The organism is Heyndrickxia sp. FW510-T9 (assembly GCF_058781025.1).
In genome coordinates this window covers 1-24,680 of the sequence record NZ_JBYSWK010000012.1, presented here as the reverse complement: position 1 = coordinate 24,680, position 24,680 = coordinate 1, and the positions used below count along the sequence as shown (strand labels likewise).

21 protein-coding genes and 1 pseudogene are annotated in these 24,680 nt (G+C 34.1%); 8 read left to right on the top strand and 14 right to left on the bottom strand.

The genetic code is table 11. From position 1 onward, the window contains the following. Positions 1 to 29: 29 nt before the first annotated feature. The 5 genes and pseudogenes from AC3WJF_RS08455 to AC3WJF_RS08435 all read right to left on the bottom strand — a co-directional run bounded on the left by AC3WJF_RS08455 (position 30) and on the right by AC3WJF_RS08435 (position 3,924). Positions 30 to 392, bottom strand: a pseudogene (locus AC3WJF_RS08455) (Lin0512 family protein). Between the two features lie 100 nt (positions 393 to 492). Then, a complete protein-coding gene (locus AC3WJF_RS08450; RefSeq protein WP_492451146.1) occupies positions 493 to 1,914 on the bottom strand; it encodes a glycoside hydrolase family 1 protein in 1,422 nt (473 codons plus the stop codon). A 58-nt stretch (positions 1,915 to 1,972) separates the two neighbouring features. After that, entirely contained in the window at positions 1,973 to 2,329 is a 357-nt protein-coding gene (locus AC3WJF_RS08445; RefSeq protein ID WP_492451144.1) for a PTS lactose/cellobiose transporter subunit IIA, read from the bottom strand. A gap of 27 nt (positions 2,330 to 2,356) precedes the next feature. Continuing rightward, on the bottom strand, positions 2,357 to 3,586 hold the full coding sequence (locus AC3WJF_RS08440) for a PTS sugar transporter subunit IIC (RefSeq protein ID WP_492451143.1): 1,230 nt from the start codon (positions 3,584 to 3,586) through the stop codon (positions 2,357 to 2,359). A 20-nt stretch (positions 3,587 to 3,606) separates the two neighbouring features. Continuing rightward, on the bottom strand, positions 3,607 to 3,924 hold the full coding sequence (locus AC3WJF_RS08435; protein ID WP_492451141.1) for a PTS sugar transporter subunit IIB: 318 nt from the start codon (positions 3,922 to 3,924) through the stop codon (positions 3,607 to 3,609). A gap of 190 nt (positions 3,925 to 4,114) precedes the next feature. On the opposite strand from AC3WJF_RS08435, the gene AC3WJF_RS08430 reads away from it, so the two are divergent. Then, the gene (locus tag AC3WJF_RS08430; protein WP_492451139.1) at positions 4,115 to 6,037 is read left to right on the top strand and encodes a BglG family transcription antiterminator; all 1,923 of its coding nucleotides are present in this window, start codon (positions 4,115 to 4,117) and stop codon (positions 6,035 to 6,037) included. Between the two features lie 148 nt (positions 6,038 to 6,185). Here AC3WJF_RS08430 and AC3WJF_RS08425 read toward each other — a convergent pair whose 3' ends face one another. Further along, a complete protein-coding gene (locus tag AC3WJF_RS08425; RefSeq protein ID WP_492451138.1) occupies positions 6,186 to 6,545 on the bottom strand; it encodes a Lin0512 family protein in 360 nt (119 codons plus the stop codon). Between the two features lie 462 nt (positions 6,546 to 7,007). Here AC3WJF_RS08425 and AC3WJF_RS08420 point away from each other — a divergent pair, with 462 nt between their 5' ends. From AC3WJF_RS08420 to AC3WJF_RS08410, 3 genes are all read left to right on the top strand, one after another. Next, positions 7,008 to 8,444 carry an AcpB/EbpR/MafR family transcriptional regulator gene (locus AC3WJF_RS08420; RefSeq protein ID WP_492451137.1) on the top strand — a complete coding sequence of 479 codons (1,437 nt, stop codon included), beginning with the start codon at positions 7,008 to 7,010 and terminating at the stop codon, positions 8,442 to 8,444. A 188-nt stretch (positions 8,445 to 8,632) separates the two neighbouring features. Then, positions 8,633 to 9,340, top strand: coding sequence for a purine-nucleoside phosphorylase (deoD, locus tag AC3WJF_RS08415; protein ID WP_492451136.1), 708 nt, complete (start codon positions 8,633 to 8,635; stop codon positions 9,338 to 9,340). A gap of 71 nt (positions 9,341 to 9,411) precedes the next feature. After that, positions 9,412 to 10,593, top strand: a complete 1,182-nt coding sequence (locus AC3WJF_RS08410) for a NupC/NupG family nucleoside CNT transporter (protein WP_492451135.1) — start codon at positions 9,412 to 9,414, stop codon at positions 10,591 to 10,593. A 235-nt stretch (positions 10,594 to 10,828) separates the two neighbouring features. Here the strand turns inward: AC3WJF_RS08410 and AC3WJF_RS08405 are convergent, their stop codons facing one another. The 7 genes from AC3WJF_RS08405 to AC3WJF_RS08375 all read right to left on the bottom strand — a co-directional run bounded on the left by AC3WJF_RS08405 (position 10,829) and on the right by AC3WJF_RS08375 (position 18,868). Continuing rightward, positions 10,829 to 12,760, bottom strand: coding sequence for a BglG family transcription antiterminator (locus AC3WJF_RS08405; protein WP_492451134.1), 1,932 nt, complete (start codon positions 12,758 to 12,760; stop codon positions 10,829 to 10,831). A 62-nt stretch (positions 12,761 to 12,822) separates the two neighbouring features. Next, positions 12,823 to 14,274: a glycoside hydrolase family 1 protein gene (locus AC3WJF_RS08400; RefSeq protein ID WP_492451133.1), complete on the bottom strand. Its 1,452-nt coding sequence runs from the start codon at positions 14,272 to 14,274 to the stop codon at positions 12,823 to 12,825. A 5-nt stretch (positions 14,275 to 14,279) separates the two neighbouring features. Further along, positions 14,280 to 15,527, bottom strand: a complete 1,248-nt coding sequence (locus tag AC3WJF_RS08395; RefSeq protein ID WP_492451131.1) for a PTS sugar transporter subunit IIC — start codon at positions 15,525 to 15,527, stop codon at positions 14,280 to 14,282. A 14-nt stretch (positions 15,528 to 15,541) separates the two neighbouring features. Then, positions 15,542 to 15,862 (bottom strand): PTS lactose/cellobiose transporter subunit IIA, encoded by a 321-nt coding sequence (locus tag AC3WJF_RS08390; protein ID WP_492451130.1) that lies wholly within the window; start codon positions 15,860 to 15,862, stop codon positions 15,542 to 15,544. Then, positions 15,862 to 16,182: a PTS sugar transporter subunit IIB gene (locus AC3WJF_RS08385; RefSeq protein WP_492451128.1), complete on the bottom strand. Its 321-nt coding sequence runs from the start codon at positions 16,180 to 16,182 to the stop codon at positions 15,862 to 15,864. Before AC3WJF_RS08385 ends, AC3WJF_RS08390 begins: the two co-directional genes overlap by 1 nt. A gap of 315 nt (positions 16,183 to 16,497) precedes the next feature. After that, a complete protein-coding gene (locus AC3WJF_RS08380; RefSeq protein ID WP_492451127.1) occupies positions 16,498 to 17,727 on the bottom strand; it encodes an MFS transporter in 1,230 nt (409 codons plus the stop codon). Positions 17,728 to 17,818: 91 nt separating this feature from the next. Further along, on the bottom strand, positions 17,819 to 18,868 hold the full coding sequence (locus AC3WJF_RS08375; RefSeq protein WP_492451125.1) for an ArsR/SmtB family transcription factor: 1,050 nt from the start codon (positions 18,866 to 18,868) through the stop codon (positions 17,819 to 17,821). A gap of 227 nt (positions 18,869 to 19,095) precedes the next feature. Here AC3WJF_RS08375 and AC3WJF_RS08370 point away from each other — a divergent pair, with 227 nt between their 5' ends. From AC3WJF_RS08370 to AC3WJF_RS08355, 4 genes are all read left to right on the top strand, one after another. Then, positions 19,096 to 19,536: an Rrf2 family transcriptional regulator gene (locus AC3WJF_RS08370; protein ID WP_492451124.1), complete on the top strand. Its 441-nt coding sequence runs from the start codon at positions 19,096 to 19,098 to the stop codon at positions 19,534 to 19,536. A gap of 58 nt (positions 19,537 to 19,594) precedes the next feature. After that, a complete protein-coding gene (locus AC3WJF_RS08365; RefSeq protein ID WP_492451122.1) occupies positions 19,595 to 20,497 on the top strand; it encodes an NAD(P)/FAD-dependent oxidoreductase in 903 nt (300 codons plus the stop codon). Between the two features lie 188 nt (positions 20,498 to 20,685). Next, on the top strand, positions 20,686 to 21,873 hold the full coding sequence (locus AC3WJF_RS08360; RefSeq protein ID WP_492451120.1) for a macrolide family glycosyltransferase: 1,188 nt from the start codon (positions 20,686 to 20,688) through the stop codon (positions 21,871 to 21,873). Between the two features lie 292 nt (positions 21,874 to 22,165). Then, positions 22,166 to 22,660 carry a YehS family protein gene (locus AC3WJF_RS08355; RefSeq protein WP_492451118.1) on the top strand — a complete coding sequence of 165 codons (495 nt, stop codon included), beginning with the start codon at positions 22,166 to 22,168 and terminating at the stop codon, positions 22,658 to 22,660. 203 nt (positions 22,661 to 22,863) lie between these two features. Here AC3WJF_RS08355 and gad read toward each other — a convergent pair whose 3' ends face one another. Next, positions 22,864 to 24,330: a glutamate decarboxylase gene (gad, locus tag AC3WJF_RS08350; protein ID WP_492451264.1), complete on the bottom strand. Its 1,467-nt coding sequence runs from the start codon at positions 24,328 to 24,330 to the stop codon at positions 22,864 to 22,866. Between the last annotated feature and the right edge of the window lie 350 nt (positions 24,331 to 24,680).

The following is a 24,680-nucleotide window of genomic DNA, read 5'->3' as shown; positions in this document are numbered from 1 at the left end:
TAACTATCGAATATGTTAATTAGAAGCTATTAATAGCCAACTTCAGCAGATTCAACAACAATATATACATCTTATCATTTAAATCACCTTTTTCTTCAATGACGATTCCGCTTGTTGTCAGCATGCCACCATCCATTACTTCCACCGATACTTTTCCAAATGGAATAGCTTCTTTTACAGTATCAATATCCAGTTTTTCCTTATCACAAGGGACGGCCAGTTATTACATTTACGACCATATTGTCTAAGCTATTCCCTGGCAGTACAGATTTGATGCCTGGCATCAAATTAAAGTGAGTGGCATTTTTTATAGCACGGACAGATGCTTTCGTAATATCTTGCCTATGAACATCAATCCCCATCCCGGTTTCAATAAACATTAGTTTTTCCATCATTTATTCACTTCTTAGTTGATATTGATTCTATTTTATCAAAAATACCACTTCTTAACTCGATTATTAGTTATTACAGTTAGTAACTATAACATTTCTATTAAAGATTTATCCCGTTAGACCGAATAACCTCTTGGTACCAATAAAAACTATCCTTTTTGATTCTTCGTAAATCTTTTAGATCATCGTCTTTTCTGTTAACGTATACAAATCCATACCTTTTTCGAAATCCACTTGTTGTACTTAATAAATCCATGAAGGACCAGGGGCAATAACCAAATAATTGGACACCATCGCCAATTGCTAATTGACACTGTTCAAGATGCATTTTCAGATAATCAATCCGATACTGATCATGTACTTCTTCATCCTCTGTTAATATATCTACTCCACCTATACCATTTTCCGTTATGATTATTGGTATTTGATAACGGTCATTTAATTCATTCAACAAAGTACGAAGCCCGATTGAATCAATTTCCCAATCCCAATCCGTTTTTTCTAAATAAGGATTAGAGCTTCCTTGGTAAATACCTGGAACAACTTCAAACTCTGTTTCCCCTTTTTTACCGTGTACATTGATTGTCATATCCTTCGTTTCCATCGTTTCCGGAGCATATTTTACTACCCGGCTTTGGTAATAGTTTATTCCTAAAAAGTCAGGCTTTGCCGATTGAAGCAATTCCATGTCTCCTTCCTCAATAGTTGGAGTTACACCGTTTTCCTCCATGTAGCGCCAAATATTGTCCCGGTATCTTCCGAACATATATAAATCAGTAAATAAATAGGTTCGAAAATCATTTGCTTCACGGGCAGCCTGGATGTCTTCAGGCCGACAAGTCTCCGGATAATTTGGCGAAAGTCCGATGGCTGGTCCAATTTTGGCATCAGTAATCATTTCTCGGCAAATTTGAATGGCTTTTGCATGAGCAAGTGTCATGATATGATTCATCTCATATTTTTGTTTTTCCAAAGATATTTCTTTATTAAATTCCATCAAATAAGGGAGAAGAAACATATTACTTTGTTCGTTAATCGTGAACCAGTACTTAACCTGTCCGCCTAAATGCTCAAACAATACTTTACAAAAGTATGCAAAATCATCAATAATCTGGCGAGAAGACCATCCGCCGTATTCTTCTTGTAGACAAGCTGGTAAATCAAAGTGATAAATGGTTGCCAATGGCTCTATACCATTTGCTTTCAACTCATTGACGAGCTTTTTATAAAAATCAATACCCTTCTGGTTCACTTCTCCTCGGCCATTTGGCAGAACACGCGGCCAAGAAATGGAAAAACGATAGGCTTTCATTCCAAGCTCTTTCATGAGTGCGATATCCTCTTTGAATCGATGGTAGTGATCGGATGCCACACTTGTATCCGCATAATTAGGATTGATATTTTTATCTACAATAGATAAAGTTTTACCATCTTCCAAATGGGCCCCTTCGAATTGATAGGCAGCGGTAGCTGCAGCCCAGAAAAAATCTTTTGGAAATGCTATCGAACTTTTATAATTCACGTTTGACCCCTCCTGAAAAGATAAATGCCAGATGATGTTCTATCTGGCATTTACTGAATTATTTTTCTTCAAGCTTTTTTAAGCGCTGATCAAACGCTTCGAATAAGTGAATTAATTGGCTTGCAGTGTTCCACTCGCTCATAATAGTCATTAAAGTATCTTGAGCATGGGCAAATAATAGGGAGAATGGAATCTTTTCACCGCGAGCTTCACCTTGAATAGTCTCCGTCTGAGCAGCATGAGCGGCAGTGATTTTCTTTTTTGCCTCGGCAAGCTTGGTCTCTGCTTCTTGAAAATTACAAGCAGCAATACAATTCAATGCTTCTTTAATAATCATTCTTGCATCACCAGCGTTAAGAATGATTTTCATGGATACTTCTATAAGTTCGTTTTCCTTCAAATTGTTGTCATCCATTGAGTATACCTCCAAACTCTTTTTCTACTATTCTTGTTCTTGTTTATACTGTTGCATATCATATACTTTAAAAAATGGGAACCAAATTAACCATGAGATAATCACTATTACAATTAATAAAATCAATCCTCTTAAATCGGAGTTAACTAGATAAGTGGAAATTCCCACGGGCATATACCATAGCTGGAATAGCTTGGCCGGGATTGTAACCCATCCAAGATTCAAAACAATGTATGTTATAGCCGGTATGATCAGACCATTTAACCACATTGGAACCATTAATATCGGGTTAAATGCCACTGGGGCACCAAAAATGACAGGTTCGTTAATATTGAATATGCCAGGGATGATGGTAACTTTCCCGATTGCTTTTAATTGATTGGACTTTGAAAAAAATAACATCATGAGTACCAATGGTAATGTGGTCCCCATACCTCCAACCCATACCCATCCCATAAGGGTTTCAAATGTATGGATATTATGAGGCTGTAGGCCATGAGCTAAAGCTTTCGTATTTGCCTGAATACCTGCCAGCCAAACTGGATACAGAATCGGATACAATACCCAAGCACTGATTCCAAAGGAATAAAGGAAAATACCAATAAACGTGATTAATACAAACCCGACAAAAGTTTGAGAAATTAATGAAAGCGGTTGAAAAACTTTTAAAATTAAATCATACAAATCAAGATGCATTGGGAAAGTAAATAACCAGCCGCAAAGCAATAAGAGCGTTATTGGGATGATGGTGTCAAACCATACAATAATAAAATCCGGTAAAGAACTTGAATTTTTAAATAATGAGATTTTTGAAAACAGGAACATAACTACGCCTACAACAAGACCAACAATGAGAGCAACAAACATACCATTGCCGCCAAAGCGTTCCAATTTGAAAGTAATGCCGCCATCGTCTGTAAGTTTTGGCATAAGAAGCATAAAAAACAGAGAGACTCCTGTTAATCCAGAGATGATTTTTCGATCGTTCTTTTTCTTTTTTTCCATAATGAAATAAGGAGTTAATAACGCAACAAATACACTGATAAGTCCAAATGAATAAGTGCTGATTGGTGAAAAATCGGGCATTTTTGAAAAATAGTTATTCAAAATTGAAATCAATGTAATCAGCGATCCAACAAGAATCAATGGCAAAATTGCCATGATGGCATCCTGAATCGATGAAACCCAAACATTTCTAGTGATTTTATTCATTTTAGGGGTAAAGTTTTGGTTCATCCAATTAATGAATGTGTTCATGAAGTAACCTCCATTCTATTTTATTTTTCGCCAAGAAGTTCTAAAATGAGATCCAAACCTTTGTTTCCATCCATGAGACCGTATATGTTTTGCGGAATCACTGCAGATGGAATGTTATAAGGTTGTACCTTTGTTTTTAAATCTTCTTCCATATATTGGAGATGCGGACCGATAAGCAGCACATGAATTTCATTTATATATTCGTCTACTTCAGACTCACTGCGAGCGATTACATTTAATTCTATATTTCTTTTTTTGGCTGCCTTCCGAATGTTTTGAGCCATGAATCCGCTGGAAGCACCACCGCCGCAAACCAAAAGAATTGTTTTTTCTGTCATATTAAATTCCTCCTAAGAAGTAAATTTGAATTATACTTTCTGAGGTCATTGTCCTACTTATTGATAATTTCCCTCAAGTAGAAAAAGTTCCGGGGGGGAGGAACTTTTTCTACTTTAAATTTATTATGTGTTTTTTTACACTATATAAGTGGGAAACTAACGATAATTACAGGTTTGGGGGTTTTATAGCATGAAAAAGGAGAGAGAAGAAGCAATTATTCAATTTTTGTTAAACAAAAGTGATTGGGTAAAAGCAGATATTTTGGCTAAACAATTTTCTGTGTCTAGCAGAAGTATCCGAAAATATGTAAATGAAATAAATGAAATCTCTCCATCCGCATTAATCATGTCCTCTAACCTTGGTTATAAACTAAATGAAAACGTTTACTATGAAATGCAACGAGAGGAACAGAAAGAAACTTCCGAAACACAGACACCTCTTGAGCGTCTTTATTACCTATTAAAGCAATCAATTACCCACTCAGAAGGTATGGATATATTTGATCTAAGTGAAAAGATTTATGTAAGTACATCCACAATCGAAGGTGATTTAAAAAAAGCAAAAAGTCTTTTGGAAAAATTCAATTTATCCTTCAAACGAGATGGCGATTTAATCATATTAAATGGACAAGAACGAGATAAGCGAAAACTGATGAGCCATATTTTCTATGAAGAAACAAAAGACCAGTTTTTGCATTTGGAAAACATACAAGCAGCTTTTGGTTATGATTTAAAAGATTTTAAAGGTGAGCTTGTCAAAGTGTTGGCATCCTATAATCTTTATGTAAATGAATATACCATCGGGAACATCCTGCTTCACATTGTGATTGCAACCGAGCGGATAAGCCTACATCGAACCATTTCGGAAGAAAACATAAAGACTTTGACGAAAACGAAGGAATATAAGGCAGCATCGGATATAGCAAAGTTAATAAAAATGGAGTTCGGGGTAACCTTTGAAGGGGCAGAGCTTTATTACTTAACGATTCTTTTAATTAGTAAAACAACTATTTTGAGTTATGACAGACTTAACAAAGAAAATCTAAGCGAATATATTGAAAAACAATATATTCAACTAGTGAACGAAATCATCCAAAAGGTAAAAGAGTATTATCTGGTGGATATTTACGATGAGGAATTTCTAATAAAATTCACTCTGCACATTCGGAATTTAATTAACCGGGCAAGGCATAATTATCTATCGAAAAATCCTTTAACTAAGCAGATTAAATCTTCATATCCACTAATTTATGATTTGGCTGTTTTTATTTCGAATGAGATACAGAAAAAGGAAAATATTCAAATCAATGAAGATGAGATCGCTTATATAGCCTTTCACATCGGTGCCTTTCTCGAACGTCAAAAAGTGCTTGAAAATAAAATAACATGCACCGTGATCTGTCCTGAATACTACAATATGCATCTTTCATTATTAAAAAGATTAGAAGAATCTTTTGGGGAGCAAATGGAAATTAGCCGAGTTATTACGACAGCAGATTTTGATTTGGAACATATAGACTCCGACATCATCATCACAACAATTCAGATTTCCCCAATAATGGGTCGTGAAGTGATTTATTTAAATCCATTTATATTGGAAGAGGACATTCTTAAAATCCAAAATAGTATCACCAAAATTAAAAAGGAAAGAAGACATAACAAACTAAAAAATCATTTAATCAGTCTATTTGACCCACATCTATTTCAACAAAATATATACTTACAAGATGAATTTGAAATGATAAGATTCATTGGTGAGAAAATGGTTCAGCTTGGATTTTTCGATACGGGAGGTATTAACGATATAATTGAAAGGGAGAAAATGTCATCCACTTCATTTATTAATAATGTTGCCGTACCTCATTCGATGCATATGGATGCGTTAAAGTCTGCTATTTCGATTGTCTTAAATGACAAACCCGTTAAATGGGGAAACAATTCTGTACAAATTATTGCGCTCATTGCCCTTAATAGAGAAGAACGAAGAATTTTTCGGGATATTTATGATAGTTTTATTAAAATATTATCAGAACCAGAAAATGTTTATTTGTTATTAAAGTCTAAAAATTATGATGGTTTTATCAATAATCTTTTATCATTAATGGAAGAGTGAGTGAAAAAATTCTTTCACTATTTGGAGACATAGGGGATTGAATAAAAAGAGAATGGGTAACCAAAAGATGTTTGGCTACCCATTTATTAAATAGTAATTATGTTGTTAGTACTACCTACACCTATTAATAAAGTTTTGCTAGAAGCTATTAATACCCAACCTCAACAGATGCGACAACGATATACATCTTATCATTTATATCGCCTTTTTCCTCGATGACAATTCCACTAGTTGTCAGCATGCCTCCATCCATTACTTCCACTGATACTTTTCCAAATGGAATCGCTTCTTTTACAGTATCAATATCTAGTTTTTCCTTATCACAAGGGACGGCCAATTTAACATTTACGACCATATTGTCTAAACTATTACCCGGCAGTACAGATTTGATGCCCGGCATCGAATTATAGTGAATGGCATTCTTTATAGCACGAACGGCTGCTTTCGTAATATTTTGTCCGTGAACATCAATTCCCATCCCTGTTTCAATAAACATTAGTTTTTCCATTATATATACACCTCACAATTGATTTTAATTCTATTCTATCAAAAAAAGGCTGACTATAAAAAGTCAGCACTAACTCTCAAACTTTAACACTTATCCTGCCATTTAAGCAATACTACCTATTTAAAGAAGATAATTGAAAACGTTGGGACGGTTCTCTTGTTTCATTTAGTAAACAAGAGAATCGGCCACAGTGTTTAAATAAGAAAAACGTGGGGACGATTCCCTTATTTAAGTTGAGATTATATCCAATTGGAATGAAAAAAGTTTACTATCGTTTGGATAGTGTGATAGGCAGTGACTGAAATACAAGACATTTAATGTGTAAATGCTTCTTTCTGCTTCTAAGAGAGGATTTTGATGTCCTATGAAATTGTGTATTCTATAATCATTTACCCTATACTTATATAACGGGATATTTTTCGAGAAAAAGTATGGATTATTAGGTAGAAAAAAGGTGAGAAAATGGATAAGGAATTTATAATAGCTAGCGAGCTTTTAACATTGCTCGATACTGAACAAAGATGGTTTACTTTAGCCGAGGTTGAAAAAAAATTAGGTGTTTCTGATAAAACAATAAGTAAGATATCTGAAGGGATAAGTATGCAACTACCATCTGGATTAAAAATTGAAGTTTCCAGAGGAAAGGGAATCCTTCTCGGGCGTGATAGGCGAAGTAAAACAGTTAGTGAAGTGATTTCTAATATGTTTAGACAAACCACTTTTTATCGACTGATGAATGTATTGTTTACTGATGGTGGTCAATTCACAATAGAGGAACTAGCTGAAGAAATGTTCATGAGTTCTTCGTCTTTGAAAAAACTTATTGTGCAATTAAATAACAATGAACTTAAACCTTATAACATACGCATAACTTATTCTTCACCTACCATGAAAGGAAATGAAATTAACATTCGATATTTTTATTGGAAGTTATATTGCGATGCGTATGAGTTTACAGGATGGCCTTTTGCTAAAATCAATTTTGATGATATCAATCAATTAATTACAAATATAGAGGATGAAAAAAATATTGTTTATTTTATCAACTCTAAAAGAAGGTTGTCTTTTTTAATTGCTATTGTATTAGAAAGAGTTAATAAAGGAGAATGTGTAACAATTACTGAAAGAAATTACCCTTGGGAACAAGGAATGTTTTATTTACCAATGACAAATTTGGCGAAAAAGCTTCAACGAATGTTTTCAATTGAATTACCAAATAGTGAAATATTCTTTATACAGTCACTATTTAGTACTAGCCAATATAATTATTATGATGATGAAGAAATGGCATTTGTTAAGGAAGTTGAACTTCGCAAAAATAAAGAAGAATATGAAATGGCTAATTCCTTTTTAACGTTATTGTTAAAGGTTTATCCCAATATTAATATGAATGAACGTTTTATTTGGGAAATATATGATTTTTTTAGCAAGCTATTAATTGATAATGCAATTCCTGAATTGATGTTGATTTCAAAAAAGAATTTAAATACATATGTTCAAAAAGAGTGTCAGCAAAATTATCAAAAACTGCAAGTTTGCATGCAAAAGTGGAATACTCTATACCCTGCTGTATCGTATAATGACTTTCATTTAACAAAACTAACGCTACTAGTTAGTTCAAGCTTACGTTATAAAAGTAAAAAAGCTTTCCTAGTTATCGGAGAAGAATTTTCAATTCGTCATTACGTAGCGCAACTGATTAAAAAAGAAATTGGAGACGAGTTGATCATTAATACTTCCATAATGAAAGGTCTGACTGACGAAATTGTTCAGCAAAATAATATTGATTTCATCATTAGTAATTTCCCCGTTACATTAAAGACAGTGCCTGTTGTCATTATTTCTACCATTCCAACTAAAAGGGATTTAGATAATATTCGTAAAGAATTGCTTTTATAATTTGGTCAATTATTTTCCGTACCATCCGTAAAATTTTGGTCTAGTTTGTTATTTTAAAAAAACTTATGCTTTGAGTAGCTTCTTGATTTATTTTAAAGGAAATCTTGAGCATTTATTTTCTTTGTAAGAAATGTAAACGATTTCCTTAGTATTCAGGTGTAAAAATAAAGCTTAAGGAGGAAAAAAGCATGAGTATACATTTGGCAGCAAAAGAAGGAGAAATAGCTGAACGCGTTTTACTTCCGGGTGATCCTATGCGCGCAAAATTTGTAGCAGAACAATTTTTAGATAATGCTTTTTGTTATAACGAAGTGAGAGGTATGTATGGTTACACTGGATTTTACAAAGGTGTACCGATTTCGGTTCAGGGGACTGGGATGGGAAATCCATCAATGAGTATATATGCAACTGAATTGATAAATGATTATGGAGTTAAAAAATTGATTCGAATCGGTACATGTGGTGCGATGCAAAAAGAGCTTAACATCCGTGATATTGTATTAGCCCAAGCAGTTTCTTCAGATAGTAATATGACAGAGAAAATTTTTTACGGTTGTAATTATGCACCAACGGCAGATTATTCATTGTTAATGAAAGCATATCAACAGGCACAAAGTAAAAACGTAAATGTCTTTGTTGGTAACATTTATAATTCAGATGAATTCTACCGTGAAACATTAGATCGACTTCACAAGTTTATGGATTTCGGTGTATTAGCGGTAGAAATGGAAAGCACATCCCTTTATACTTTAGCTGCTAAATATGGTGTAAAAGCATTATCTATTTTGACAGTAGGTAGTCAATTATTAACAAATGAACGCTCATCCCATAAAGATAGTGAACAATCTTTTAACGAAATGGTAGAAATAGCTCTTAATACAATAATTGATAACTAATCTATGATTTTAATATAAAGATATCGAAAAATGGAACAATCTTTTTAATCGATATTTGGGGGAATAAAAAAATGCATTATATAATTTCTGTTATTGGTCTAATTATTGTTCTCTTACTGGCATGGCTTGCAAGTAATAATAAGAAAAAGATTAAATATCGTCCAATCATCGTAATGATTGTTATTCAAATTATTTTAGGGTTACTTCTACTAAAAACGGGTGTTGGTGAATTTTTAGTTAAAGGTTTTGCTGATAGTTTCGCAAAATTACTTGAATACGCCAATGAAGGTACCGATTTTGTTTTTGGTGGAATTGCAAATAAAGGTGCATATACATTTTTCCTTTATGTTCTGATGCCGATTGTTTTTATGTCAGCAATAATAGGAATCTTGCAGCATTTTAAAATATTGCCGTTTATTATTCGGTATATTGGTGTAGTGCTTAGTAAAGTAAACGGAATGGGAAAATTAGAATCTTATAACGCAGTTGCTGCGGCAATTGTAGGACAAAATGAAGTATTTATTTCAGTTAAAAATCAACTTGGATTATTGTCTAAAAATCGCTTGTACACATTATGCGCGTCTGCGATGTCAACTGTATCCATGTCCATTGTTGGTTCCTATATGACCATGCTAGAACCTAGGTATGTAGTGGCTGCATTAATATTAAACCTATTTGGTGGTTTTATCATTGCATCCATCATTAATCCGTATGAAGTTAAACCAGAAGAAGATATAGTTTATGTTAAGGAAGAAGAAAAGCAAACATTTTTTGAAATGCTTGGCGAATATATTATGGATGGCTTTAAAGTCGCTATCGTAGTTGGGGTAATGTTAGTTGGTTTTGTTGGGTTAATTGCTTTAATTAACGGAATCTTCAATGGTATATTTGGCATCTCGTTCCAAGGAGTTTTAGGATATGTCTTTGCACCAGTTGCTTTCCTTATGGGTGTACCATGGCATGAAGCTGTTAAAGCAGGTAGTATCATGGCAACAAAACTTGTTTCGAATGAATTTGTTGCAATGCTTGACTTTGTTAAGATACAAAAAGGTATGAGTGAGCGTACAACAGCCATTGTTTCCGTATTTCTAATTTCATTTGCAAACTTTGGATCTATTGGTACCATCGTAGGTGCGGTAAAAGGCTTGAATGAAAAACAAGGTAACATTGTTGCGCGTTTCGGGCTAAAATTGTTATATGGTGCTACTCTTGTAAGCGTTTTATCTTCCATAATCGTCAGCATCATATTTTGATTATATCAAAGAAGGTGAAAGAGGTCATTAATTCAGAGCAACGTGCCTGTTTTGGATTATAAAAACAAAAAATCAATAACATAAAAATAAGTTGGTAGAAATGCTACTATTTTCAAGGTGGATTTCTTCGATATATAGCATATCTTTATAAAATTAGTGCAGGACTCTACATTTTTTTCTTTGTAAAGTTCTGCACTTTAATTTTCCCATACACTATGCACTTTTTCTGTAGTATCTACTCCGGAAAGTAATTATCCCTCACCATTAATTCGATTAAACGATCAATAAATTCATCTCTGGAATTTGTTCCAACAAGATAATTAATGTTGTACGGTTCAGCAGCCAATTCAATAATTCGTGGGAAAATCTTGTTAAACATATGTGAATCGTCCTTGTTGACGGTAAGCCCAATAATAAGTTTAACCTTAATATTATCCCAATCAACTTGGTTGACAGGTTTTAAAATCATTAACCCTGTTTTTTTTCCTTCAAACTTCATTGTGTGTGGAATTGCTACACCACTTGGATAAGCAGTAGAAGAAATCTTTTCTCGTTCATTCAATTTCTTCATGTAGTCATCTTCTACATAACCATTTTGTTGAAAACCTTCAGCAATAGTCTTCATTATTTGCTCTGTTGATGACTCATCATTAATGTTGATGAAAAACTTCTCTTTAATTAATTCAGGAATCTTTTCTTTGAGAAAGTCTAAGTAATTATGATGTTTGATGTTTTCAACAGTACGGCTGATCAAAGCAATATCGTGTTTGGTTATAAATTCATGAATACATACTATTTCCGTATTAATGGTTGCAAAATGATTTCTTAAATGTTCAGGGTTTTGTGTTGTTATAACTAATTCATTGGAAGTTAGCGAATTCAAGTCACTAACGTCTTCATAAATCCCTCTAATAATCAAATCATCAGCAAAATGTTTTTGAATACATTTTTCAATTTCAGTTTGTTGACCTAGATATGCGGGAGTAATAATAACCGTATTAATTTTATTATTTTCATCATGTTGACTATTTAAGAATGAACCAATGTGTAAAGCAATAAAGGCAATTTCATCATCATTAATTTCAACGTTCAAATCATTTGACAGCACCGAGGCCAAATATACGGCAATATCAAAAATGATTGGGTATTTAATTCGAATGTTTAATACACTCATATTTCTTGTATATTTATTTTGGATGAGGCGATTGTACAAGTTTTGTACATGGACTAATAGACGAGTGTTAAAGCTATGATCATCAAAATTAAGCATGTAGACTTCCGCTATTTCTTGAATGGCATGTTCTAATGCTTTCGAAACTTTGCTGTTTGCATAATCATCCATTGAAATCTCTTCATCTTTTAGTTGGCCAATAAATAAGATTGACAACTCGTCTTTATCTGCCTGAGAAAACTGAATATGGTACATTTTATAAAGATTATCTGTTATTTCATTAACGATTTTAAAACTAGTTGTATTACGATTTTGGATTGGAGAAGAGCTTTGTTCAAGTTGTTCATTATCCGTTGCACGTTCAATAGCAATTGCTAAATGTAAGACGAAATTTTTGAAGAAGTAAGTGTTTGGATGAACATGGTACTTTTCAAAGATTGTCCTACTTAATTTCATCAACTCATACAGGGATATATTTCCTAAGAATCTTTGAACTTCTTCTTCAAGGGATGTTTTGCTTGGTTTCGAAAAGTCAATTAAATCAATCATCAATTTTCTACGGCTCTTCTCATTCCCAGTAAGAACGTAACGATTATGTTGTTGAATGATTTGTAAGCCCTGTTTGGTCACGAATCGATTAAGGTATATCATATCAGAACGGATTGTAGCGTCTGAGACATATAAAGTATCTGCTAAATCGAACACATCCAAGCCTCGGTCAGAACTCTTGATCAGTCGTCTGAGAATATAAAAACGGCGATTGTCAATATGATCATTATTTTCTGGATATTTAACAACTTTGGAAGTATTGTTACTTAACTTGTAACCTACTCTGCTCGACTCAATAAGATTAGGTTGACTTTCATTAATCGACTTAACGTAATGGCGAATAGTTCGGTCGGTTACGCCTAATGAATCAGCTAATGTTTTAGCAGATATAAAGGCTTTTCCTGAATGCTTTTTAAGATAATCGAGTAACATATCGGTTTTGTTCATTAAATCAGTCCTTGTATAGTAAAAAGAGGAAGGTCATTTACAATCTTCCCCTAAATAGTGTATTAAATTTCTGAACCATTAGTTGTGATGACTTGTTTATACCAATAGAAACTATCTTTCTTCAATCGTTCTCCAGATCCTTGACCTTCGTCATCTAAATCAACATATATAAAACCGTAACGTTTTGTCATTTGTTGGGAAGAACAACTAACAATATCAATTGGTCCCCATGCACAGTACGCAATAACATTAGCGCCATCATGAATTGCACGACCAACCTGTTCAATATGATCACTTAAGTAGGATATACGATAATCATCATGAACCTTTCCATCTTCAACTGTATCGTACATACCGAACCCATTTTCGGCAATAATGATTGGTTTCTGATAACGATCCCAATATTGGGAAAGCGTATTATATAATCCTTGTGGATCCACAGCCCAGCCCCAAGGATTAGCCTCTAAATTTGGATTTACCGTAGTTGAATCAGCTTTATTCACATTTATTGTTGAATCAACCATTTGTGAGAAATAATAGGAAATACCAAGATAATCCATCGTATTTTCGCTTAACAGCTTTATTTCTTCCTCTGTAATATCAAGATGAATATTGTTTTCCTTGAAGTAATTTACAGCATACTTTGGATACTCACCACGAAATTGAACATCTGTAAAGAAATATTGCATGCGATTATGTTGCATTGCCAACACAACGTCATCCGGCTTACATGAAAATGGATATACGGTCATGTCAGCAACCATTGTCCCAATTTCTAAGTCATGATTTAATGTTTTAGCATATTTTTGGATTTTAGCGGAGGCTACCATTTGATTGTGAACGGCCTGATATTCAGCCTCTTCAATATTGTCATATTGATCACTGCATATACCTAAAGACAAGAAAGGCTCGATCTGAACCATGTTAATTTGGTTAACAACAATCCAATACTTCACACGATTTCCGAAGCGGTCCAATAGCACTTTACCGTAGCGTTCAAACATATCAATGACCGCTTTATTTTTCCAGCCACCATACTGCAATGTGATATTAATCGGTGTTTCATAATGCAACATGGTGATGATTGGTTCGATTCCGAGTGACTTCATTTTATCAATCATCTTGTCGTAGTGCTTTAATGCTGCTTCGTTAGGTTCGGTTTCATCCCCGTTAGGAAAGACTCTTGACCAGTCAATGGAAGTTCTAAAAGTTTTAAAGCCCATTTCTGCAAGTAATTCTAAATCACTTTCATAGGTATGATAGAAATCAATACCATGACGTTTAGGAAAATAATGAGTTGTATCAATAAGATTCTTTTTCACTTCATCCAATGTCATCCCTTGCTTTTCCAATTCTTGAATTTCTTCATTGGACATTCCTTTAAGGTATGGTTGAACATCAGATGAATTAGGTTGTTTACCATCTTCATTGTAGGCGCCGTCTGCTTGACTTGCGGCAATTGCACCGCCCCACAAGAAGTCTGTTGGAAAACTTGCATATTTATTTTGTCTCATCAATATCATTCCCCTTCTTCTGCTAATTCAGCATCTTGTTTAGTTGCTTGTTTGTCGTAAATCTTAAAGAACGGATAGTATACAATCCAAGTAATGGCAAATAATATACAGAAGAAAATTAACCCACGAATTGATTCAGTAATAATCCAGCTTTGGATCGGTAAAGGTAAGTACCAAAGTTGAAATGGCTTGTGTGGAATTGGCAATAATCCAATTTTCATTACAATCCAAGTTAAAATAGGTCCTAATAAACCATTAATCCACATTGGTACCATCAAAATTGGGTTGAAGGCGATTGGCGCACCAAACACGATTGGTTCATTAATATTAAATATAGAAGGAATAAGAGATGCTTTTCCTATCATTCTTAATCTTTGTGATTTGGCCATAAAGGATAACATGATACATAGTGCTAATGTTGCACCACCGCCGCCGATAAGAAACAATGACGCTGACTCGACTGTAAAAATATTCGTAACAGCTCTACCCGCCTCAAAGTTTGCTTGGTTTTGTGCAATAGCTGGTAAAGCAATAGCACTTGAAACTGGGTATAAAACCCAACTTGAAAGACCAAAAGTATACAAAAAGGCAAAACCAAGAAAGTTAATCAACACAAATCCCCAAAAACCTTGTCCGAGATTAATTAATGGAGAAAAAATGGAATTTACAACATTATATAAGTTGATATGAAGTTCAAAAGTAAAAATCCAACCTATTAATAAGATTATGATAATTGGGATTAACGTGTTAAACCAAGTAGCAACAAAGTCAGGAATAGGTGAATCTTCCCCAATAAATTTCCATTTTGAGAAAAGGTTCATTACAAACCCAACAAACAACCCGGCAAGTAAAGCAGCAATCATACCACCAGTACCGAATGTATTAAGGTCAAATTTTATATGACCATCTGCAGTAATTTGTGGATATACCAATATTAAGAAAAACGCTAAGCCAGCAAGACCTGCTTGTTTTGAAACATCCTTATGGCCTTTACGGTTCATTATTGATTCTGGTATTAAATAAGCTAAAAATAACGAGAACAAACCGAATGAAAAAGTGCTGAGTAAAGAAAAATCAGGAAAGCCCTTCCAATAATCCATAACGATTGATAAAATGGTTGCAAATGAACCGATAAAAATCATTGGCATAGCAGTTAAGATTGCGTCTTGAATGGATGCAACCCATGAGTTTTTCGCTATCTTATTAACCTTCGGAGCAAAGCTATCCGTCATCCATGACATAAATTTCTCCATCTTTTTTACCCCCTTTAGATCCTTTTGTAAAGTTTTATAATCTCCTTCATAATGTTCATTTCTGATTTAACGGTCATTAATGTATCTTGTGCATGTCCAAATAATGGTGAATAAGGTATCTCAATACCTTCCGCTTCTTTTTGCAGAGTACTAGTTTGAGCTTTATGAGCGGTAACGATTTCTTCATTTGCATTATTCATTAGTTCGTCTGCTTGATCGAAATCTCCATTTGAAGCTTTGTCTACCGCTTGAAAAACATATTCACGTGCGTTACCAGCATGTAAGATTACATTCATTGAAATTAATGCGAGTTCTTCTTTATTTATTTGTTCCATTATTGATCTCCACCTTGTAGAAGTTCTTCTGCCACCTTAACTAAACCTTGACCGTCCAGTGATCCATACACTTTTTGAGGAATAATACCGTATTTAACTCCTACAGTATCACATGCGTTTTTCACATCCTCAATCATGTATTTCAAATGTGGTGCCACTAATAATAAATCAATATCATTTAAATGCTCACCAATTTCTGATTCACTTTTCGCTTTAAATTCTATATCTACACCTAATTTTTTAGTAGCTTTACGAGCGGCTGCCGCCATAAAACCAGATGATGCTCCTGCTCCACAAACTAATAAAACTTTTTTAGCCATTGTGATTACCTCCTTTTGTTTGATTAAATCGTAACAACAATTTAAAACGCTTACATTTATTTTTCTTTCCTACTACTAGGAAATTAGTCTGTTCTAAAAGAAGCATAGTCAACATTAGGTCTATACAAACATCTTGCCAAAAATGGGTGAAAGAGATATTGCAGCCGGATGGTGTTGTGGTAGATTTGACTTGTATAGGGTGTGATGCAAAATTTTTAGAAACGATATTGATGGTGAAGCAAAAAAAACTGTCTAAAAAAAGACAGCTTGGGAAGTGGTATTTTTCAAAGGGAATTTTTAATATAATGCTTTCATCTAGCCCTGTATTGATTGTGTTTTTTTCTTTTTAAATTCTTGAGAAAATGGAATGACGAGAAATGCACCTGACAGTAACACTATTAATCCAGAGACGATAAATATCAACTCTACCGAATAAACATTAATAATATATGAACCTACTAATACACCAATTGGTACGATGAATGTTGAGATGGAAGAAAGGATACTACCAACTCTACCCATCATATTCTCAGGAACTAACAGTTGAAACATTGTCGAAATACCGATACTTGCCATGCTAACACCTAGACCAAGTAGGATTGCAAATATAATTAAGGAAGCAAATGAAAGGAACACACCACCTATCAACAAGGCTATTCCTTCCAAAACTAATCCTATTATGCCCAACACTATTTGATTTTTGATGATATTAAAAAATGAAATAATACTTCCAACAAGTGCACCTATTGAAATACATGCCTCAACAATTCCAAAGCCTTTAGAGCCTACTTCTAATATTTGATTGCAAATAATAGTAATAAACACAGACAATGGAGCTAAGAAAAAATTAATGATTACCCCTCCTACAAAAATGAGGGCAAGTAATTTCTTTGCTCTTAGTACATATTTCATTCCTTCTGTAAACTGCGCTTTAATATTTTTCTTATTTCTATTAGTCTCAACAGTAGGTATTTGAATCCAGCAATTTACGATAGCTGAAATAATAAATGAAATGCCATTTAAAAGTAATAAAAGCCAAATGTCAGTTACTGCAATTAATACTCCCGCTAAAGTAGGTCCTAGGATATTAGCCATTCTACTTGTAAACTGATTAAGTGATTTTGCCTTAGAAAGCTCCTCTTTACCAGTAATAATTGGTATTGCCGCAGAAATAGCAGGAGTAAAAAATGCTGATGAAGCTGTGATTATTATAATCATTGAATAAAGCATAAGCATTGATAATGAATGTAAGTAAAGCATTATTGCCATGATAATAACGACAATTCCATTCACTAAATCAGAAGTAATAAGAATACTTTTTTTATAGTTATGGTCAGCCATAATACCTGCAATTGGCATGATCAGAACAGCAGGGAGTGTGAAGCAGAGTACAGTGAGTCCTAAATTCATAGATGAACCAGTCTTTTCAATCACGTACCACATAATTGCTATTGAATAAAATCTGTTACCGAGTTCAGACACACTTTGCCCAAGCCATAATAGAAGGAAATTCTTATCTTTCAGTAGTTTAAAATTATTCTTCATTCTACATCTTCCTTTCATTTGTATTGAAATTGATATTTCATATAAATCGAATGTTGTTTTATAAAAAGGTGGAAAAGTTATACTTTTCCACTTAATCAACTAATGCTGAAGTCATCGCAAGCATCATTTCTTTAAGACGTTCTTTATTCACCTCGTAATAAACCCTGTTTTCTTTCCTCGTTGATTTGACGATTCCTAATGATGCCAAAGTAGATAGATGGTGTGAAACGGTTGAATTAGAGAGTCCAAGCTTTTGTGCTAATTCGTATCCATAGGCTGGTGAAACGCTTAAAATTTGTATCATTTTAATTCTCTTCTCATCTGCAAGTGCCTTAAAGGAATCCATTAATTTCTCATCGCTTAAAGACGATCTGTGAATATAATTTGGTAGGTGAATACCACTAAGGTGCAGATAAATGTTATCTGATTCTGAATAAGAACTTAAAGAGCTAATGTTGTAAAAGACAGATGGAGCGGAAATAATTACTACATCTTCTGGAATTGCATAGTCACGCTCTAAATAAGGGAAAATGTCAAAGTAACTAGCTCTATCTTTTAAACCGTACTCTTCATTTAACTGCTGGATGCACTCTTCCTGTAAAATCATTATCTCGTCGACTTCATCCGCATAATAAAGATTCCAACACTTTTTAACTAAACTGATAAAACGGGTCTTCGTGTTCTCGGAATCAAAGAAAAGATAAGTAAGTTTCCACTTTTCGGTTTCTGGAAAATTACTACTTTTTATATAATCTAGAACCTCTTTTTCATTTTTGATATTAGCGATGCTTTTTGGAGTAAATCCAGTTTGTAAAAAGCATTGGATTAAATCATATGGAGGTAATGCTTCTAATAAGTCTATAAAATCTTTATAACTTTTATATGCCTTTTCCATATATGTTTTACGTATAAGGCTCATTCCGATGAAACTTTCATGATTAAAAAAGACTTCTAGTTCTTCCTTTACAGATGGCGGAAGAATATTACGTGTTTTATTTACCCAGGTATCCATCTTTACTTTAGTTGGATCTGAATATTCGAACCGTTCGACAAGCCTCTCATGTACATTCAACCGAAACATTGAAGCCAATAAATCAAAAACAGGGGAAGTAATAAGTTCAACATTACCTGGAATCAACATCTTGACACCTCATTTTATCTGAATCGAATTCGACTTTCTATTTTAATAATATTATGTATGTTCATTAAAGTCAAATGTCAATTTTGATTTTCATCAAATCAGATTGGATAATCATATTAATGAGTGATAAACCTATTAAAAGAAAATAGGCTAAATAATTTATTGACTTAGCAATCTTATTAAAGATATTATAGATTCATCAAGTCTTTAATTAAGGTGGTGAGAAAGTGAAATATTCCAAAGCAACTAATTATGCCCTTCATACCATTGTTTATTTGGCTCTTTTACCAGCAGGAAAAACAATTGGTGTAAAGCCATTGGCTGAAGTTCAGAAAGTGTCGCCTACGTATCTTTCTAAAGTATTAACAACTTTAGTAAAAGCTGGTTTTATCGAATCCGTTACGGGAGTTAATGGAGGATATAAATTAATTAAAGATGTAAAAGAAATTACATTCCTAGATATAATACATGCAATAGAAGGGACCACTTCATTGTTTAATTGCGGTTTAGAAAACAATATCCACGATAGACAAAATTGTTTCATTGAACAAGTAATGAATGAAGCTGAGCTTAAAATGGAAGATTATCTAAGGTCTCAAACGATTGACCATGTAGTTCAAAAAGTTAATGAAAATATGGTAAATCATATAAATTCAATTGCTAATTAATTTTTTTAAAATAATTACAGACTATAAATATCTTTAATATCTATAATGAGGTGGAAATATGATTTTAGATTGCGTAATTATAGGTGGGGGTCCAGCTGGACTGAATGCTGCTCTTGTATTAGGCAGGGCTAAGAGAAATGTTATCCTTTTTGACGATGCACGACCTAGAAATGCTGTTACTCATGAGTCGCACGGATTTATTACGAGAGATGGTGTTGCACCAAGTGAGTTCAGAAACTTGGCACATCAAGATATAATTAAATATCCGTCTGTAAAAATAATTCAATCCAAGATTCAAGAGGTAAAAAGGGAAAGCTCTCTATTTAAACTAATAACTCATGAAGGTAACTCATACTTAAGTAGGAATATTATTATTGCAACTGGACTTAAAGAAAGTTTACCAAATGTAAATAGTATTAAGGAATATTATGGGAAAAGTATTTTCAGCTGTCCTTATTGCGACGGTTGGGAATTAAGAGAACAACCTTTGGTCTTAATCTCTGAAAACCAACATGCTTCACATTTGGCAAAAATGGTCTATCAATGGAGTAAGGACTTACTTGTTTGTACGAATGGGAATAAGATACTTTCTGAAACAGAGGAGATGTTATTTAAGAAAAAAGGTATTAGGATTAAGGAAGAAAGAATCGTAGATTTAATTGGTTCAGATGGGAAATTAGAAAAAGTAGTGTTTGAGGACGGAACTGAAATGAACCGAACTGGTGGATTTGTTACGACTGATCTTGTGCAACCAAATGAGTTTGCTATTTCACTGGGGTGTGGATTGAATAAAAGTGGTGGGATTATTGTTGATGTTTTAGGCAAAACGAATGTTGAAGGTGTATATGCTGCAGGAGATACAACTTCAAATGGTCCTTCACAATTAATAATTTCTGCTGCTGAGGGTTCACGTGCTGCAATGGGGGTAAATTATGAATTAACAATGGAAGAATTTATATAATTTCGGAGCATTTATATAGTTAGCCTTAGTGCGCACAGTTTCAATGTTATCCTGGCCGTTATTAAATGTATGAGAATGTTAAAAATTGTACTATGATAAAGTTAATTCCTCAATGTGAGTTGAGCAAGCGTATAGGATAGTGATTTTTATACAATTGAGTAGAACTTTTTAACGAAGGAGTCTTTATTATGGCACGTGTTTTATTTATTAACGCTGGATCAGAAGGACATGTCAATCCAACCATTGGGGTTGTGCAAGAGCTTATTTCGCGTGGAGAAGAGGTAGTGTACTTTACTATTGAAGAATTTCGAGAGCGTATTGAACAGACAGGTGCAACAGTAAAAACTTTTGATGGACGAAAATTTTTAAAAGCGTTTATTTCTGGGGGGAGAAATAATTCACTTGAGAGAATAAACGGTCTGCTACGTACGGCTGATATCATGATTCCTAGTGTTCTGGAACAGATCGAAGGAGAGCATTTTGATTACATTATTCACGATTCGATGTTTGGCTGCGGTAGTTTACTTGCCAAAATTCTTAAGCTTCCGGCAATCAATTCCTGTACTTCATTTGCGCAGAAAAAAGAATCATTTGATAAAATGTTTGATCGACTTTCTAAAAAGATCCCGCTGGAAACATTTGATGAATTTCAAAGATTGACAGAAATGGTGAAGGAAAAGTTTGGTGTGGAGATTCGTTCCCCTTACGAAGTTTTTTGTAACCTTGCCCCACTTACAATTGTCTATACAACGAAAGAGTTCCAGCCTAATGGAGGAGAGTTCGACCAAACAAACAAATTTGTAGGTCCATCCATTTCTTCACGATTAACAAAAGAAAACTTCGACTTTACTGCAATTGAGGGAAAAAGTCCAATTTACATTTCACTTGGTACTGTCATGAATCAAGCAATTGATTTCTATAAGCTTTGTTTTCATGCATTTGGCAACACGGATCATACCATTGTTATGTCGATTGGGGAAAAAACGCAAATATCTGATTTGGGGGAAATACCTAAAAACTTCATTGTGAAAAATTATGTTCCACAAACCGAAGTGCTAAAATACACTAAATTATTTATTACACATGGTGGAATGAACAGTACTCATGAAGGTCTCTATAACGGAGTTCCGTTAATTGTAATCCCACTAAGTGCGGATCAGCCAGTTATTGCAGAACAAGTTGTCAATATCGGAGCTGGTATTTCATTACAAATGCAAGGCTTGACTGCGAATGATCTAAGTGAAGCCGCAGATCATGTATTAAACAAGCAATCTTTCCATAAAGCTGTTTCGAATATTAGGGAATCTTTTCATAAATCCGGTGGGTATCACCAGGCAGTTGAAGAGATTTTTAAATTTAAAAATAAATATTCATAAAATGCCTTTATTGTTGACTTTTTTAGTGGTTATGGTAATTTTTCTAAAGTAATGAACTGGAATAACTATAAAAGCTAGAATGTGAAGTAGTAATAATTAAAGCAAAATGGTGTTTTAATATAAAAAGTATCAATCCTAAAAGAGAAGAGTATTTACAACAATTTATTTATTAATAATCCACCAACATTTTTTTAGATGCACTTTGGACAAGTTGGGGGCGTTGTAAGGATTGAACTTTGAGAGATGTCGTTTTGGGTGCCGCAAACTCGTTTTAAAAATAGGAGGTAAATAAATGGAGAATAACGATATATTAATTCGTTTGAGATATGCATTGGAAATAAAAAATAAAGAAATGGCAGAAATATTTAAACTTGGAGGAGTGGAAGTAACAGTCCCTGAGGTGATAAAGATTCTTACAAAATTTGACGAAGAAGCTGAATATGACGAGCAATTAAAATGTAATAACAATACGTTAGATTCATTTTTAAATGGACTTATAATTTTTAAAAGAGGAAATCAAGAGCACAAACCAGGTCAGTCGGATACAGCGGAACCGTTATTAAAGAAAAGTGCAAATGTTAATAATCTCTTATTGAAAAAGGTAAAAATTGCGCTGTCATTAACTTCTGAAGATATGCTTGATATTTTCGAAAAAGCAGGGTTAACGGTAACTAAAGGCGAACTAGGTGCATTATTAAGAAAAGAAGGCCATAAGAATTATAAAGAATGCGGAGATAAATTCGCCAGAAACTTCTTAAAAGGACTAGCAGTCAAATACAGGGGATAAGGATCCTACTGGTAATAACAATGATACATACATGATTCTTATGTGTAGAAATAAAAGCATAATGGATAAACATTGAAGCGTTTAGACAAATGAATTGTTAAAAAGCAGATAGTACAACTTACAAAAAATGCGAAAAATTGGTTAAGACTAGTTGAAAAAAAGACTGACTATAAAAAGTCAGCCCAATCTTACGTTTAAACATTTCAAGTATGATGAAAAGCAATATTATATCTCATGTCATATGATATTGGCCTATTCAAAGATTCCAGATAGGTGACCGCTTCAATAATGTGCATCAAGAACATATTGGCCAAATCCATGGAAAATCCATTTCGAACCACAACACGCATAATTATTACATTTTCCATGTTTGGGGGTAAAGGATACGCTGGCACTTGCCATCCAAATGTGCGCAACATACGGGATAGGTCGTAAAGATTCCAGGTGGTGGTGTAACCTTCTTTCAACCGCCACGCAAATACCGGAAGATCCGAGCCGTCTGTTAATAGTTCAAATGTGCCTAATTCACGAATCGAGCTGCTAAGGAATTGCGCCACTGATTGTGAAGTCTTTTGTACCTCATAATATCCATCTTTGCCTAATCGAAGAAAGTTGTAGTATTGCAAGAGTACTTGTGCACTAGGGCGGGAGAAGCTTAAGGCAAACGTCGGCATATTCCCGCCTAAATAGGATACATGAAAGATGAGCTCCTCGGGAAGATCTTCCGCCTCACGCCAAATAATCCATCCGATCCCAGGGTATACTAATCCATATTTATGCCCTGAAACATTGATGGATTTTACTCTAGGTAACTGAAAATCCCAGACCAAGTCTGGCTGAATGAATGGTGCAATAAATCCTCCTGAAGCAGCGTCTACATGTATCGGAATATCAAGACCAGTTCTTGATTCAAGCTCGTCCAAGGCTTTCGCAATGGCTGCGACCGGTTCGTAAAGGCCTGTATAGGTTACCCCAAGAGTTGTCATTACTCCAATTGTGTTTTCGTCTACAGCAGCGATTACACCTTCAGGATCTAAAATGGGCCGATCCTCGCTAATGTTTACATAACGTGGTTCAACCTCCCAATAGTTTGCGAATTTTTTCCAAACGACCTGTACAGCGGAACTAAATACAATGTTTGGCCGATCAATTGGTTTTCCTTGCTTCTTGCGTTCGTTTTGCCAGCGACGCTTTAACGCAAGTCCTCCAAGCATGCACCCTTCTGAAGATCCGGTTGTTGAAACACCAATAGTTTTATGAGGGTGTGGTGAGTGCCAAAGATCAGCTATAATTCGTATACACCGCTCCTCTATCGCCGCTGTTCGTGGATATTCGTCCTTATCAATTAAATTCTTGTTAAATGAATCAGCATATAAGCGATCTGCCGTAGGTTCCATCCATGTTGTAACAAATGATGCAAGATTAAGAAATACATTTCCATCTAGAGCTATTTCATCATTAATAATGTTATAAGCGGATTTAGCTAACATGCCTTGATCAGGTATACGAAAAAGTGGAATGGATTCTTCTACGTTTCGAGGATTGACTGAAAAATTTTGTGACAACATTGTTGGTGCATTGTTGTGGGGAGTCCATTGGTTGCCTGACCTTGCTTGTTCTGGAAAACTATAATAAGGATTGTATAATGGATTCCATAAAGTTCCTGCCATTATTGAAGGATTCGGCTGCAAATATTCCATATAAACATTTGGACGGTAAGGATCAAAAGCTCTTAAATAGGGTTGATTCGTTTTATAATGCCTATTCATTAAGATCCTCCTTATTCAACAATTTAGTTAATAATTATGAGGATCATCCTTAATCTAGAAGTTCTTCTGTATAAATGGATTAACTAGAAAATGAAACTGACTTTGTTGAAAAAGCACTACACCAAGAAATATAACAATATAAATTCACAAAAAAACAAGGCTTTACTTATAATTAGGCTCTTTTCTTAAACTTTGTATAAAATCCAAAAGCCGATTTTAACCTGTTGCTATTTATATATGAGTAAAAATCG